We start from the raw sequence: 15,103 nt of genomic DNA on the forward strand, positions 1-15,103 counted from the left end.
ATGTCCGTTGCCGCGGCTATTTCAGTTTGCACTCGCGTTTAGTAAAACCATCCCGTGTATGCCCGAAAGCGTCTGTTGCCAGGTGCTGCTGTTCTGTGCGGCCTGGTTATCGTCAAACAAAGGTTGCAGCAACGTAAGCAGATCTTTCGAAACCGATGTATTCGTTGGCGTGGTGACGTCCGACACCAACACGCCTCTCACGTATTCGGATTGTCGTACAGACTGATTGGACGCCTGGTTCAACGTCGCCTGAAGTAGCTTGCCGCGTTTCGTTGCGATGTCGACTGTGCTGCTTGCGTCGTCGTTGATCTGCACATAGTCGTAGTTCTGTGATGCTAACGATTTGCGGAGTTGTAGCGTGCCGCCGGCTAGCGCCTGGTGGTAACTCGCTTGCAGATGCGATCGCTGCGTTTGCGAAATCTTGCCGTCCAGCAGATTGCCTTCGGTTCGCGTGCTCTGCGAGACCTGATAGGAAAAAGTATCCGTTTGATTCACCAGCATCGGATTGGAGGACACCGGGTTATCGGTCATCGAGCCGGTGAAATCGGCCAGACCGGTCAACATGGCGTGATCCGACTGCGCCAGCCACGGTGCATAGGCCGTACCGGGAAGCTGCTGCGACGACGTCCCATAGTCGCTGTTCAGTTGCGTGAACGCGTCTTTGAACATTGACATCAACGCGGTGTTCCCGTGCCCTTTCGCGTTGGCGTTGTCGAACTGCGTCAGATAGCTTGCGATGGCCTGGTCGCGTTGCGCGCCCGAGCCCCAGACTGCGGAATCGCTCGTATCGACCTTGAGATTGATCGTGCCGGCGGAGTCTGTGAGGCTCACGCTCCTCGCTGAACTGTCCAGTGAGATATTGGCTGACACGTTGTTTGGGCCGTCGCCTGTCACATCGAACTGCATATTCACGGACGACAATACCGATGTGTCGTACTGCGTCAGACCGCTCATGTCGAGCGTCGGTGGGACAGCGCTGATGCCATCGATTGCTTTCTGAAATCCATCCGCCAGCTTGGCCAGGGCACTGCGCTCGGTGCCGCTCAACGTCCCGCTGCTCTTTACGCTGACCGCCAGCGTCCCGTCCCCGCTGTCCATTTCAATATCAACCTTGACGCCGCTCGCGGTCTGAACGGTCAGTTTGATATCGCCCTGCGGACTTTGTCCCGATAGTCCGATTGCACCGGCTCCGCCGGCTGCGCCCGCCGAAGCGACCGTGACCGACTGCGAGAAATTGCTACCCGTGGTCTTGAAGCGATCGAGCAGAGCGCTTCCCAGATTGTAGAACTGCCCGGACATCGCGCCGGCCATGTAATCGCCCGCCATCGCGAGAGAGACGGCGTCGGTGTTGCTGTGAGCCCAGGTGATGTTCGGTCCCGCGCTCGCCAGCGTTCCGTGCTGCGTGTACACGATGGGTGATTCGACGCCCGCGTAGGGGATCGTGACAACTGTCGACGCGGTCTCGGTGACGGCATCTTCCGATACGACGCCGGCTGTCGAAGCAAGGCTGTTCGCCGTGCTCGATGACGGCGTCATAGTTAGAGGAAGGCCTACATTCAATGACGATAAGGTGGTCATGGTGCCGTGCTTTGCTATTTTTTCGATGCGGGATTGTGGTCATCTGCGCGACGAGCGGCTTCCGTCGATATATCGACTGCAAACTGAAAATCTTTAAACTTAATACTTGGTTTTATGGAAACTCGGGGCGAAAGAGGGGTTAATCCGCTGTTTCGCTCCGCATCCGTGTAGCTCGCTTATAGCCCAATGCCTTTGCCGGGCTGACCCTCGAACTGCGCCATTTCGTCATACTTTGGGCCACCGAGGCGAGGTGTCCCAAATGCGGTCAGCGGCCGCCGGCGCGTCCCAAATCCTCCTGTGTCGATGCCTTGGCAGTGCAGTCGCCGAAGCACGAGTCACCGCGAGTAAAATGATGCGACTGCAACGCCAACCAGTTAACACCATGAACCTCGGCCGGATCGACCTTAATCTCTTGCGAGTTTTCGACGCAGTGTTCGAGGACCGCAATCTGGTCCTCGCCGGAAAGCGATTGAATCTTAGCCAGTCCGCCGTGAGTCACGCTCTGGGGCGGTTGCGGGACGCACTGGAGGATGACCTGTTCGTCCGGACCTCGAAAGGGATGGAGCCGACCGCGCGTGCAGTCGCGATGGCAGCCCCGTTGCGCAACGCACTCCACCAGATTCAAGTGGCGCTGGGCGACGAGCCGTTCCGGCCGGATGTTGCCGAACGTGAGTTCGTCGTCGCGGCGAACGACTACATCACGATGCTTCTTCTCGGCCGTCTCAGTCAGAGACTTGCCGCCGAAGCTCCGATGGTGAACCTCGTGATACGACCGTCCACGCGGCTGGATCTCGCCGGACAGATCGACATCGGCCGGATCGACATCGCCATTGGAATCTTTGCGGAGGTGCCGCCGCGCTTTCAGTCGATGATGGTGTGGCAGCAGAGAGACGTGCTGGTGATGCGTCAGGATCATCCCATTGGCGACCGCACGGTCACTCACGACGACCTGTTGAACTACCCACTTGTCGCCGTCTCGCTCGGTGGTGCGGAAGAGGGCGCCGTTGGCGGCTTCATCGTTGAACGGGGTTTGGCGCGGCAGTCGGAAATGTTCGACCGGCAGGCGTTGGAAGATGCCTTTCCAGAGGGATCGGCGCGACCGCGGCTGAGGGTCGCTGTGGCTCATTCGCTGGCGATTCCTGCCTTGCTGCGTCACAGTGAGATGTTCGCCGTCGTACCTTCCCCATTGGGACGCGAGTTCGAGCGCTACGGCGAGCTGAAAACGCGGGCAACGCCGTACCCGCCTCCGGAGTCCGCGGTCAGAGCGGTGTGGCATGCGCGAAACGCCCACGACCCGGCGCTGCAATGGCTGCGGGCCCAGATACTCGACATCGGCAGGCAGGTGCGAAGCTAGCCGGTCCCGTTTCCTTCAAGATCATCTTGCAGTCTTTTCACCGCGCTTGATGTTCTGGCTATGCCATCATGGGGGCACTATGCATATAGATATCCCTAACGCCGCGGAGACCGGTCATCAAATGCATTCGGACGCTCAAGTCGTCGATTCGGTTATCCGGTCACGGAAAGCCGTTCGCGTTTTCCGTTCCGATGCAGTCTCACAGAAAGACATCATAGACATTCTCGATGTCGCTCGCACAGCGCCAAGCAACTCGAACATGCAACCGTGGCGAGTTCACGTGCTGCGTGGGCGTAGCAAGGAGTCGCTGAGTGAGGCGCTTGTGCGCGCCCATGTTGCCGATTTACATCCGCCGCTACAGCATGTTCCGGACCCCATGCCGGAGGCTTATCGCCCGATGCAGGAGGAGTTCGGCGCGCGATACTACGGTGCCCTTGGTATCGACAAGGCGGACGTCGCCGGTCGCGCCCGCGCCACAGGCCGAAACTTCGGTTTCTTTGGGGCACCGGTCGGCCTGATCTTCACTATCGATGCGAGACTGAAAAAGCACAGCTGGCTCGACTATGGTCTCTTTCTGCAGACGGTCATGATCGCAGCCCGTGCTCGGGGCCTCGATACGTGCCCGCAAGTGTCGTTTGCACGCTATCAGACGATCATCGCCGAGCATCTTTTACTTGAACCGGGCTTTGACGTGGTGTGCGGTATGTCGCTGGGTTACGCAGACCATGATTCAGTGGTCAACAGGCTCGCAATTCCGCGCGAGACGGTCGAAAGATTTACTACGTTTGTCGGCTTCGACGAAGAGGCATAGCGCCGAAGGCCGTTGTTTTGGACCGGCTAATCGGTCGCTCTCCATTTCAGAATTCGCGTGCGTTGCAGTTGCGGCGCGCGCAATCGCCTTGCCGAAGACCCACGAGCCATGTGCACCGGGCAGGCGTCCCAACGTGTGTACGCGACATGATCGCGGATCATCTAACTCACGTTGAGGATCAGCCGGCAATAGTTCAATCAGTTCACTTCAATCTCTTTTTTTGACTCCACTACTTTTCAAAATATGACAGTAAAGATCCTTGCCTTTTGTGGGAGTTCCCGCCGTGATTCCCTTAATCGAAAACTATTGGAAATAGCTGCGTCTGCTGCACGAACGGATGGCGCGGAGGTGACGTTTATCACACTCGCTGACTTTCCCTTGCCGATTTACGACGTTGATGTCGAAAGTGCGCACGGTGTCCCTGAGCGGGTTCGAGCGCTGCAGGAATTGTTCGCCAGACATGACGCGCTGTTAGTCGCTTCGCCTGAGCATAACGGCGGCTATACCGCTGTGCTCAAGAACATGCTGGACTGGGTAAGCAGGCCGACCGCGACGGGAAGTTCCGGCTTGACACTCTTCGCCGGTAAGGTCGCGGCGGTTGTTTCGGCATCACCGGGGCCGATGGGCGGGATTCGCGCAATGCTCGGAATGCGGGGTGTTCTCGAGAAGATGGGCGCGATCCTGATTCCTCAAGTGTTCTCGCTGGGTTCTGCCCATCAGGCATTTGCTGAGAACGGCGGGCTCGTCGATGAGAAAGCGGATGCCGAAGTGCGACGTGTCGGTCTTGGCCTCGTTGGCGTGACGAAGCAACTGACCACCCACTGAATGTTGGTGCCCGGGCGCAACTCAACGCGCCCGGCGTGATGCCGGTTTGGTGTCCCAGCTTCCGGGTTGAAGGGGAACGGGTGTCGACGCGGCGTAAGCGCAGAACGCGCCGTTACCGACGGGTCCTGCGCATGATCAGTTTGCGTCAGGCGCCTTGACGTTGTACGCAATGCGCCCTGCGGGCAGAAAAAACAAAGCGATAATTGCGCCGCCCTTTGCTTCCGGATAGTGATGACTGCCCGGCGCCGGCGCGGTCCATCCGCCATAACACCAGCCGTTCGGACCGGCGAGGGCCGCGCCTTCGTTTAGCGACACCACCATGTTGAATTCGCCATAGGGATGCGCGTGGTAATCGCCCCGGAAGCTTCCCTCCGGATTGTTCCGGTCATTGCCGGTGCTATCCATATAGACCGCCGTAATGCTGAATCCAAAGGTCTCTTCTGACGGATCGACAAGACGTGCGCGCCGATACCTGCGCCCGGAGATCTCGATGTTGGCCGCCCAGCCTTCTTCCACTACGCCGATCGTAATCAGGCGCTCGAGATCTTTATAGAACTCGCTCGATGTGCCGTATTTTTCGTTGAGCCACTGTTCGACCTCATTGCCCGTAGTCAGATCCTTGACCTCCTCGAGAAAGGGCAGGCATTTCGCTATCAGTTCATCTCTACTGCTTGAGTTATTGGCTTGTGACAAGTTGGTCCTCACTGGTCTGAAGGGCTGCGTGTGCAGCCCGGATCGACGACGCCGCGTCGAAGATGGTGGGCTTTGCCCGTCGACGCATAACGACTGGGCGCTCACCGCTGCGGTCACGATGCCACATCGCTGCTGGAGGACGAAGGGGATAGTTTTCAATATCACATTGAACGATGTTCAAGTGCCGCACACCGCTGTGTTCAATAGGCAAATGAACACAATTCATCTCGATACTCGAGGCCTCCGGCGCTTCTCTCTCAAGCACGTTAGCGCATGAAAATCACCGCTGATCACGCCGTGAAAAGAAAAGTACATGCGTCTGTGTCCTGACAGGAGAATTTAAATTTTCCAAATGTCCGGCGAATACGCTTCGTATTTTCGTGGCCCCGTGTTTCACCGTGTTGTTGCTTTTTATTTGCAAACATAAGCTCCGCACCAATGATCCGTATCACATAAAGTACTTTGGATAACGAAGCGAGTAGCCAATCATTGGGAGGAGTATGAAGCGTGGAAGGGTTGCAGCGTTCGGTCTCGGGATGTTGAGTGCATCGGCCTTCGCACAAAGCAGCGTCACACTGTATGGTTTGATCGATACCGGCATCGAGTACGTGTCTCATGCAAATTCCGCCGGCGACCACGTCGTTCGGATGCCGGCCATCAGTGGGGAATTGCCGTCCCGGTGGGGGATCCGCGGCACCGAGGACCTCGGGGGCGGCTGGAAGGCGATCTTTACCCTGGAGAATGGCTTCAATACGAGAGCCGGAGACATTGGGCAAGGAGGGCGGTTGTTTGGGCGCCAGGCGTGGGTCGGCATTGACGGGCCGTGGGGGGCGCTAACCTTCGGGCGCCAGTACAACATGGTTTACTGGGCTTTGTCTGACGCGGACATGCTGGGCCCCGATGTCCACGGGATCGGGGCGCTGGACAATTACCTGCCCAATGCGCGTAGTGATAACAGTATCGTCTACAAAGGCACCTATAAAGGGGTGACAGTCGGCGCCTCGTATTCGTTCGGACGCGATGCGGCCGGCACCGGCAATTCGCCGGGACAGGGCACATGCGCCGGTCAGGTTCCAGGCCAGTTCAACCCGTGCCACGAGTGGAGCGCAATGCTCAAATACGACGCGGCAAGCTTTGGCGTTGCGACTGCGTACGACGAACAGCGGGGCGGTGCGAACGCCGCAGCTAATTTCTTTGACGGCATCGGCACTTTTCCCATTGCGTCAGGCGCAGACAAGGACACGCGCATCGTGGCGAACGGCTACGTGAAGTTTGCCGGGTTGAAGGTCGGAGCGGGGTGGCTCGGGAGACACGTCGAGACGAACTCCGCGGCGGCGCCCGACGTACGGTCGAATCTTTACTTCGTAGGCGCCCAGTATTTCGTGACCCCGAGTTTTGTGATCGATGGCGAAGGCTTTCGGATCGTGGTCCGGGAGCAGGATGCGCGGGCAACGATGACAACGCTGCGCGCCACTTACTTCTTGTCGAAAGCCACTGCTGTCTATATCGGCGGTACGTATTTGTGGAACAGCGCCAAGGCGCGCTTTTCCGCGAGCGTGGGCGGCGGGGGCACAACGCCGGCGGCGGGCATGGGTCAGTTCGCTACGATGGCGGGAATTCGGCACTTGTTCTAACTGGGCACGTGCGCGAAGCGCGATTTGCCCGATAGAAGCGACGGGCATCGTGCTCCGTGAATCCGCAGGGCAATCATTAACCAAGGCAGGCGGACAGTGTTCTTGCGAACGCTCCGCCCGTTTGATCACGGAGTTTGCATGAGCACACGAGATATCGGCGAGCAGAACTTACTCAACGTGGAACAGTTCATTGACGAACGCAGGTTTTCACCCTATCAGTGGTTGATTCTTTTTTTCTGCTTTCTGATCGTCGCGCTGGACGGATTCGATACCAGCGCAATCGGCTTCGTTGCGCCGGCGATCGCGAAAGAGTGGGGAGTAACAAAAATCGCGCTTGGGCCCGTACTAAGTGCGGCGCTCGTGGGTCTCGCGATCGGTGCGCTGATTGCTGGACCCGTTGCCGACAGGATCGGGCGTCGCAAGGTTTTGATCGGCTCAGTCTGTTTTTTCGGCGTGTGGACGATTGCCTGCGTATTCGCTACGGGTGTTTGGCAACTGTCGGTCTTTCGCTTTTTAACCGGAATTGGGCTTGGCGCGGCACTTCCCAACTCGACGACGTTATTGTCGGAATACGTGCCGGCGAGATGTCGATCCTTGCTGCTGAACGTCATGTTCTGCGGATTCACCTTAGGCGCGTCGGCCGGTGGTGTCGTGTCGGCTGCATTGATACCAGACTTCGGATGGCGCTCGATCTTCCTCGCAGGCGGCATTGCGCCCGTCCTGCTTGCATGTGCCCTTGTTGCGCTGCCGGAGTCCGTGCGATTCATGGTGATCAAAGGCTGGCCGGATGATCGGATTCGTCGAGTACTTCGAAGAATTGCCAGTGGTGAGCTGGTGACTGCTTCAAAGTTCTCTGTATCTGATCGGGTAGGGGAGAAGGAAACCGCGCCACTTGCTCTCATCCTTTCTACGCGTTACAGGTTCGGCACGTTGATGCTGTGGCTAGCGTACTTCATGGGTCTGCTTGTCTATTACATGCTGACGAGCTGGATGCCGACGATGATCCATGACGCGGGCTTCACACTGCGCCAGGCGTCGTTGGTGTCGGCACTGTTTCCGGCAGGAGGCGTAATCGGCGCATTGGGTTGTGGCTGGTTGATGGACCGCTTCAATCCGTGGCGAGTGGTCGCGCTCGCATTTCTGTTGCTGGGCGCCGCTGTCTGCGCGATGGGACAGGGCACGGCCAATGTTCAGTCGCTTGCGATCGCGACCTTCGTGGCGGGTGTCTGCATGACGGGCGCGCAAATGTCGATGCTGGCCCTTGCGGCGCTGTTCTATCCCACGCACGGGCGCGCTTCCGGCGTGGCGTGGATGCTGGGTATCGGGCGCCTGGGAGGCATTCTCGGCGCGCTCGGTGGGGGAGCGCTTTCTGCTGCCGGCTACAGCATGATCGCCATTTTGACGTCGATGGCCGCGCCCGCATTCATCGCAGCCTTGGCATTGCTTTTCGCGGTATCGGTCAGTAATAAGCAGGGAAGCCTGCAGGCGGCGGTTGTCGAACCGAGTCCATGAGAAGGCGCGTGCCATCGAATTCGCGATAGGATCTCGGTACAGACCGGATGGTGCTCGCCCCGGCAAGAGGAGACAGCATGGACCTATTCATGTCGATGGAAGCGTTCGTACGCGCCGCGGAAGCGCAGAGCTTCGCCGGCGCGGCGCGTCAGTTGGGGGTCGCCAAATCGGTGGTGACCTCGCGCGTCAAGCAGCTCGAAGACCATTTCGGCGTGCCGCTCTTTCATCGTTCGACCCGGGCGGTGCGCCTGTCCGAACTCGGCGAGACCTACTACCGCGAGTGCGCCGAGCTGGTCACCAAGGTTCACGATCTGTCCGGCCGCTCGCGTGGCGATCCGCAGGCGCTCGCGGGCACGCTCAATATCCACGTCCTGCCGGGCTTTGCGCTCGGCCATTTTTCGCAGACGCTGATCGAATTCCGCGCCGCGTACCCACGCGTGGAGTTCGTCGTGACCGTCAACGACCGCGTCATCGATCCGGTTCAGGAAGGTTTCGACCTGGCGTTGCAAATCTATCCGCCGGCATCGAACCTGCTGGTCGAGCGGCGTCTCTTTCCGGTGCGCGGCGTGCTCTGTGCCGCGCCCGGCTATCTGAAGGAAGAGCCGCTGATCGAGACACCGCTCGATCTGCTGCGGCACGATTTCGCCCGCTATTCGTACTACCCTTGGGGCGACAAGTGGCCGCTGATGCGCGGCAACGAGTGCTTCGAAATCGCGCTGAACCCGGTGCTCAAAACCAATAGCGTGCATCTGCTGCTGGAATTCGCGAGGGCCGGCGCGGGCGTCGTCTATCTGCCGACCATGGTCGCCGCCGCCGATCTGCTCGAACGCCGGCTGGAACGTGTGCTGCCGGAATACGCGGCGCCGCCGCTGTGGCTCTCGGCGGTGTATCCTGCGTCGCACCGCTCGACCACCAAGGTCAAAGCCTTCGTCGACTTCCTGCGCGCGCGCTATCTGCGCGAACCGCAGTGGGACCGGGCGCTCGGCATTACGCCGCCGGACGACGAAACGAAAAGCGTCGGCGAGGAACTGTCCGACAGTTGAGCCCTACCCAAGGCCGATGAGGGTTCGCCACCAGGTAGTTTCCCTGGCGCGATTTTGGAGCACCCAAGGTTCGCGTTTCCCGACCCTCAGAACATTGCTGTAGTGCCTGTCGCCGCTTAATCTTCGATGCAAGCAACGCATTCGTGGATCAACTGGAGGCAGACATGCAACAAACCTGGTTCGGCAGCCTGGACAACTTTCGGAAAGGCTCCATCGAAATCATCAAGGGCAAACCGGAACATTACGCCATGTCGAATGTGTTCGACGTCGCGAGCCGCGCTGAGCCCTACGAGAAAGTCGTCGTCGGCAAGAATCTCAAGTACGTGATCGAGACACTGCGCGCGGAAGGTTCGTCGCCGTGGTTTGCTGCGTCGCACGATGAGTTCGCTGTCGTGCTCGACGGCGAAATCGACATCTATTTCATCAAGCCGTCGGACGGCCCGCTGGTCGACGCACAGACCGAAGGCAGCGTGCGCCTCGAAGGCCAGCCCTCGGGCCAGTCGATGGGCCATGTGCGGCTGCGCCGCGGTCATCAGGCGCTGCTGCCCGCCGGCGCCGCCTATCGCTTCGAAGCAAAGACAAAAGGCGTGCTGCTCGTGCAGACGATCCTCGGACGCTATTCGGTCGAGAAGTGGGCCGACATCTGCATCCACTGAATCCCTCTACACGATCGATCTTTTCGGAGCCCATCATGGACAAAGTCAGCACCCTGCAAAACGTCACCGCGAGCGAGGCCGACGCGGTGACCGGTTATCGCACGTTCTGTCTCGGCGACTTCGAATTCAGCCGCGACGCTTATTTCGCCACCGTCAGATGGCCGGCCAAAGGCCAGATCCGCTCGCACCAGATGCACGCCGACGACTTCCTGCGCGCGATGATGCGCGACGTGGCGTGGGGCTTCTTCTACGGCTGGGTCAACTTCGACGAAGTGATCGGCACGCGCAATCACTACGGCAAGGTCGACATGTACGCCGGCGCGTATAACGCGAGCTTCAAGGAAGCGGGCGTCGACCATATGCAGCAGTTCGACACGCCGCTCATCATGGCGACCTTCAAGGCGATCCTGAAGGACTGGGTCAACGAAGGCTTCGACCCGTTCGCCGCGCCCGAAGAAACCGGCTCCGCGTTCGGCACGAAACATGGCGACAACATCGCCGCGATCGAGCGCACGCGGATTGCCACCAAGCGCATGCCGGGCCTCGAAGGCGACTCGCCGTTGCGCGACGATCTTCCCGTCAATCGCCAGTTTGCCGACGTCGGCCAGGACGAACCGGAGATTCACGCGGAGCCGGGTTTCGAAGGCGCTCTGCATGCGTTCAGCCTCTTCAAGTACCTGTCGCGCTCGGACGTGACGTGGAATCCGTCGGTCACGTCGGTATGCCAGCAGAGCCTGTTCTGCCCGACCACCGAGGAATTCGTGCTGCCGGTGTTCCACGGCAACGACCGCGTCGAGTGGTTCCTGCAACTGTCCGACCAGATCATCTGGGACGTCGCCGACAAGGACAGCGGCGAGCCTCGCGCACGCATCACGATGAACGCGGGCGATATCGCCGCGATGCCGGCCGATATCCGCCACAAGGGCTATTCGCAGAAGCGTTCGATGCTGCTGGTGTGGGAGAACGCGACCCCCGATCTGCCCAAGCGCTACGAAAGCGGTGAGCTGCCGCCGTATCCGATTCAGATGTAACTCCCCGGCATTCCCCCCGATCGTCGATCGAACGGCGCCAGACCGCTGGCGCCGCGGGGAAAGTCGCGTCCAGGTTTTACTTGCACAGGACTGACATGCAAACGCAACTCTTCATCGGCGGCCGCTTCGTGCCGGCTGCAAACGGCGAAACGCTCGCCTCCCTCAATCCCCACGACAACTCGGTAATCGCCGACGTCGCGATGGCGGGCCCGGCCGATGTCGATCGCGCCGTCGCGGCGGCGAAGGCGGCGTTTCCGAAGTGGAGCAACCTCGCCGCGATGGAGCGCGGGCATCTGCTTCTCAAGCTGGCCGACGCGATCGAAGCGAATGCCGACAAGCTCGCGCGCCTCGAATCGCTCGATACCGGCCACCCGATCCGCGATACACGCAACCTCGACGTGCCGCGCACGGCGGCCACGTTCCGCTATTTCGGCGGCATGGCCGACAAGTTCGAAGGCTCGGTGATTCCGGTCGAGCAGGGCTTTCTGAACTACCTGACGCGAGAGCCGGTCGGCATTGTCGGGCAGGTGGTGCCGTGGAATTTCCCGCTCATGTTCACGAGCTGGAAGATGGCGCCGGCGCTCGCCGCGGGCAACTGCGTGATCATGAAGCCCGCCGAACTCACGCCGCTGTCGAGCCTGGCGATAGCCGAACTGATGGCCGAAGTGGGTTTCCCGGATGGCGTCGTCAATATTCTGCCGGGCCTGGGTCATGTGGCCGGGCAGTATATCGCCGAACATCCGGAGATCAGCAAGGTCGCCTTCACCGGTTCGACCGCGGTGGGCCGCAAGGTCGTGCAGGCGTCGAGCGGCAATCTGAAGAAGGTGCAACTCGAACTCGGCGGCAAGGGCGCGAACATCGTATTCGGCGACGCGAATATCGAGGCGGTCGTGCAAGGCTCGGCGTTCGCGATCTTCCACAACCAGGGGCAGGCGTGCATCGCCGGCTCGCGGATGATCGTGCACGAATCGATCGCCGACGAAGTGCTCGAAAAGTTCGCCGCGTTGAGCCGCACGATCAAGATTGGCGATCCGCTCGATCCGTCGACCGAGATGGGCCCGCTCACCTCGCGTCAGCACCGCGACCGCGTGCTTTCATTTGTCGATATCGCCCGCGAACAGGGTGGCCGCGTACTGGCGGGAGGCAAGGCGCCGGACAATGCCGCGCTCGCAAATGGCTGCTATGTCGAGCCGACTATCGTCGAAGCGAAACCGGAGCATCGGGTGTCGCAGGAAGAGGTGTTCGGGCCATTCATGACGGTCACGACATTTAGCACCGACGAAGAGGCGCTGGCGATTGCGAATGGCACCGAATACGGTCTCGGCGCGGGTCTCTGGACACGCGATCTCCAACGCGCGCATCTGGTGGCTCGCGAGATTCGCGCCGGCATGGTGTGGATCAACTGCTACAAGCGCGTGAGTGCCGCTTCGCCATTCGGCGGCGTCGGCGCAAGCGGCTACGGCCGTGAAATGGGTTTCGAAGCGATGCGCGAATACACGCAGCCCAAGTCGGTCTGGGTCAACGTGGATGCGCAGATTCCGCCTTACTACCCGCGCTGAACCGCCATGGAACCGTTCATCTATAACGGCCTGCCGTCACGCGTGATTTTCGGCGCGGGCAGTCTCGACCAGCTTGATCGCGAGATCGGTTTGCTCGGCGCCACGCGGGCGATCGTGCTGTCCACGCCGCAACAGCGTGCGCAGGCCGAAGCGCTCGCGGCGAGTCTCGGCTCGCGGGCGGCAGGCGTCTATGCCGAAGCCGTGATGCATGTGCCGGTCGAAACCGCTCGCGCGGCGCGTGATTTCGCCGCAAGCGTCGGCGCCGATTGCGCGATCGCGATAGGCGGCGGTTCCACAACGGGTCTCGGCAAGGCGATCGCGCTCGAAACCTCCCTGCCGATCATCGCAATTCCGACTACGTATGCCGGCTCCGAGATGACGCCGATTTACGGCCTCACCGAGGGCGGCGTCAAAAAGACCGGCCGCGATCTGCGTGTGCTGCCGAAGACGGTGATCTACGACCCGGCATTGACGACGTCGCTGCCACCCGCGTTGTCGCTGACAAGTGGGATCAACGCCATCGCCCACGCGGCGGAAGGGCTCTACGCGCAGGACGCGAATCCGATCATCAGCCTGATGGCGCAAGAGGGCATTCGCGCGCTCGGCCAGGGGCTGCCTCGCGTAATGCAACAACCAGAAGACCTCGCGGCGCGTGGTGACTGCCTGTATGGCGCGTGGCTATGCGGCGCCGTGCTCGGCAGTGTCGGCATGGCCTTGCATCACAAGCTGTGCCATACGCTCGGCGGCACTTTCAATCTGCCGCACGCTGAGACGCACACGATCGTGTTGCCGCATGTGCTCGCCTACAACCGTGCGGCTGCACCCGAGGCGATGAAGCGTATCGCCCACGCATTGCACGCCGACGACGCCGCGCAAGCCGTATTCGATCTCGCACACGATCACGGTGCGCCGACCGCGCTGAAAGACATCGGCCTGACAGCAGCCGATCTCGACATCGCACTCGATCTCGCGTTGAAGAACCCGTACTGGAATCCGCGGCCAATAGAACGAATACCGCTGCGTGCATTGCTCGAAGCCGCCTTCGACGGGCGGCGCCCCGACTAGCACGCCCAATTCACTCATACAAAAAAATTCAGGAGACAACCATGGACTCACATACTTTCGATGCGAGACGCCGCCGCTTTGTCAGCCTCGCGGCAGGCGGTGCGCTCGCCGCCACGACCTCGGCGTTCTCGCCGCTCGTCTTCTCGGCCGGCCCGCGCACACTGAAAATCGGCTACGTATCGCCGCAAACCGGGCCGCTCGCGCCGTTCGGCGAAGCGGACCGTTTCACGATCCAGCAGATGCAGACGGCGCTGAAGAACGGCATCGTGATCGGCGGCAAATCATATCCGGTATCGATTGTCGTCAAGGACAGCCAGTCGAATCCGAATCGCGCCGGCGAAGTCGCCAACGACCTGATCCTGAAGGACAAGGTCGACATCATGCTGGTGTCCGGCACGCCGGAGACCGCCAATCCCGTGAGCGACGCGTGCGAGCTGAACGAGATGCCGTGCGTGTCGACGGTGGTGCCGTGGCAGCCGTGGTTCTTCGGCAGAAAAGGCGATCCGAAGAAGGGCTTCCGTTTCACCTATCACTTCTTCTGGGGACTGGAGGATGTGATCGCCGTCTACACCGGCATGTGGCAATCGGTGCAGACCAACCACAGCGTGGGCGGCCTCTTTCCCAACGACGGCGACGGCAACGCCTGGGGCGATGCGAAGCTCGGCTTTCCACCGGTACTCGCGCAGAAGGGCTTCACGCTCAAAGACCCCGGCCGTTTCCAAAGCATGACGCAGGACTTCTCCGCGCAGATTTCCTCGTTCAAGCAGTCGAATGCGCAGATCGTCACGGGCGTCGTGATACCGCCGGACGCCAAGAACTTTCTCGTTCAGGCGCGTCAGCAAGGCCTGAAGCCCAAAGTCATTTCGATCGGCAAGGCGCTGCTGTTTCCGACCTCGATCGAAGCGCTCGGCGATCTCGGCAACGGACTGTCCACCGAGGTGTGGTGGTCACCTTCGCATCCGTTCAAGTCGTCGCTGACGGGGCAAACCGCACGGCAAGTCGCGGATGACTACGAGCGCGTCACCTCGAAGCAATGGACCCAACCGATCGGTTTCGCCCACGCGCTATTCGAAATCGCCGTCGATTCATTGAAGCGCGCGAAAGACGTCGACTCGAACGAAGCCATCCGCGACGCGGTGGCATCGACCAAGCTCGATACGCTGGTCGGCCATGTCGCCTGGGGCAGCGGCCCGGTGAAGAACGTTGCCAAGACGCCGCTTGTCGGCGGGCAATGGGTGAAGGGGCAGAAGCATCCCTTCGATCTCGCCATCGTCAACAACCAGCTCGCGCCCAGCGTGCCGCTGTCCGGCCCGCTCAAGTTGATTGCCTGAATTCAAAGCGG

13 protein-coding genes are annotated in these 15,103 nt (G+C 60.5%); 11 read left to right on the forward strand and 2 right to left on the reverse strand.

The window, feature by feature from the left end; genetic code table 11:
* Positions 1–21: 21 nt before the first annotated feature.
* Positions 22–1,536, reverse strand: a complete 1,515-nt coding sequence (locus P0D73_RS16365) for a hypothetical protein (RefSeq protein ID WP_408432046.1) — start codon at positions 1,534–1,536, stop codon at positions 22–24.
* Positions 1,537–1,960: 424 nt separating this feature from the next.
* Between P0D73_RS16365 and P0D73_RS16370 the strand changes: the two genes are divergently transcribed.
* The 3 genes from P0D73_RS16370 (at position 1,961) to P0D73_RS16380 (ending at position 4,568) form a co-directional block, all read left to right on the forward strand.
* Positions 1,961–2,932, forward strand: a complete 972-nt coding sequence (locus P0D73_RS16370; RefSeq protein ID WP_408317387.1) for a LysR family transcriptional regulator — start codon at positions 1,961–1,963, stop codon at positions 2,930–2,932.
* Between the two features lie 79 nt (positions 2,933–3,011).
* Positions 3,012–3,743: a nitroreductase family protein gene (locus P0D73_RS16375; RefSeq protein ID WP_408317357.1), complete on the forward strand. Its 732-nt coding sequence runs from the start codon at positions 3,012–3,014 to the stop codon at positions 3,741–3,743.
* Between the two features lie 243 nt (positions 3,744–3,986).
* Positions 3,987–4,568 (forward strand): NADPH-dependent FMN reductase, encoded by a 582-nt coding sequence (locus P0D73_RS16380; RefSeq protein WP_408177166.1) that lies wholly within the window; start codon positions 3,987–3,989, stop codon positions 4,566–4,568.
* Between the two features lie 135 nt (positions 4,569–4,703).
* Here the strand turns inward: P0D73_RS16380 and P0D73_RS16385 are convergent, their stop codons facing one another.
* Positions 4,704–5,261, reverse strand: coding sequence for a 4-hydroxylaminobenzoate lyase (locus P0D73_RS16385; protein ID WP_408432145.1), 558 nt, complete (start codon positions 5,259–5,261; stop codon positions 4,704–4,706).
* Positions 5,262–5,761: 500 nt separating this feature from the next.
* Between P0D73_RS16385 and P0D73_RS16390 the strand changes: the two genes are divergently transcribed.
* From P0D73_RS16390 to P0D73_RS16425, 8 genes are all read left to right on the forward strand, one after another.
* Positions 5,762–6,895, forward strand: a complete 1,134-nt coding sequence (locus P0D73_RS16390; protein WP_408432049.1) for a porin — start codon at positions 5,762–5,764, stop codon at positions 6,893–6,895.
* 138 nt (positions 6,896–7,033) lie between these two features.
* Positions 7,034–8,407 (forward strand): MFS transporter, encoded by a 1,374-nt coding sequence (locus tag P0D73_RS16395; RefSeq protein ID WP_408432051.1) that lies wholly within the window; start codon positions 7,034–7,036, stop codon positions 8,405–8,407.
* Between the two features lie 77 nt (positions 8,408–8,484).
* A complete protein-coding gene (locus P0D73_RS16400; RefSeq protein WP_408281601.1) occupies positions 8,485–9,450 on the forward strand; it encodes a LysR family transcriptional regulator in 966 nt (321 codons plus the stop codon).
* A gap of 164 nt (positions 9,451–9,614) precedes the next feature.
* Positions 9,615–10,106, forward strand: coding sequence for a cupin domain-containing protein (locus tag P0D73_RS16405; protein WP_106301548.1), 492 nt, complete (start codon positions 9,615–9,617; stop codon positions 10,104–10,106).
* A 35-nt stretch (positions 10,107–10,141) separates the two neighbouring features.
* On the forward strand, positions 10,142–11,137 hold the full coding sequence (locus P0D73_RS16410; protein WP_132382601.1) for a hydroxyquinol 1,2-dioxygenase: 996 nt from the start codon (positions 10,142–10,144) through the stop codon (positions 11,135–11,137).
* 95 nt (positions 11,138–11,232) lie between these two features.
* Positions 11,233–12,696: an aldehyde dehydrogenase family protein gene (locus tag P0D73_RS16415; RefSeq protein ID WP_408432053.1), complete on the forward strand. Its 1,464-nt coding sequence runs from the start codon at positions 11,233–11,235 to the stop codon at positions 12,694–12,696.
* Positions 12,697–12,702: 6 nt separating this feature from the next.
* Positions 12,703–13,761 carry a maleylacetate reductase gene (locus tag P0D73_RS16420; protein ID WP_408432055.1) on the forward strand — a complete coding sequence of 353 codons (1,059 nt, stop codon included), beginning with the start codon at positions 12,703–12,705 and terminating at the stop codon, positions 13,759–13,761.
* Between the two features lie 41 nt (positions 13,762–13,802).
* Positions 13,803–15,092 (forward strand): ABC transporter substrate-binding protein, encoded by a 1,290-nt coding sequence (locus P0D73_RS16425; protein ID WP_408281591.1) that lies wholly within the window; start codon positions 13,803–13,805, stop codon positions 15,090–15,092.
* The last annotated feature ends 11 nt before the right edge of the window (positions 15,093–15,103 follow it).

The sequence above is a fragment of the Paraburkholderia sp. RL18-101-BIB-B genome, from assembly GCF_046026985.1.
GTDB lineage: Bacteria > Pseudomonadota > Gammaproteobacteria > Burkholderiales > Burkholderiaceae > Paraburkholderia.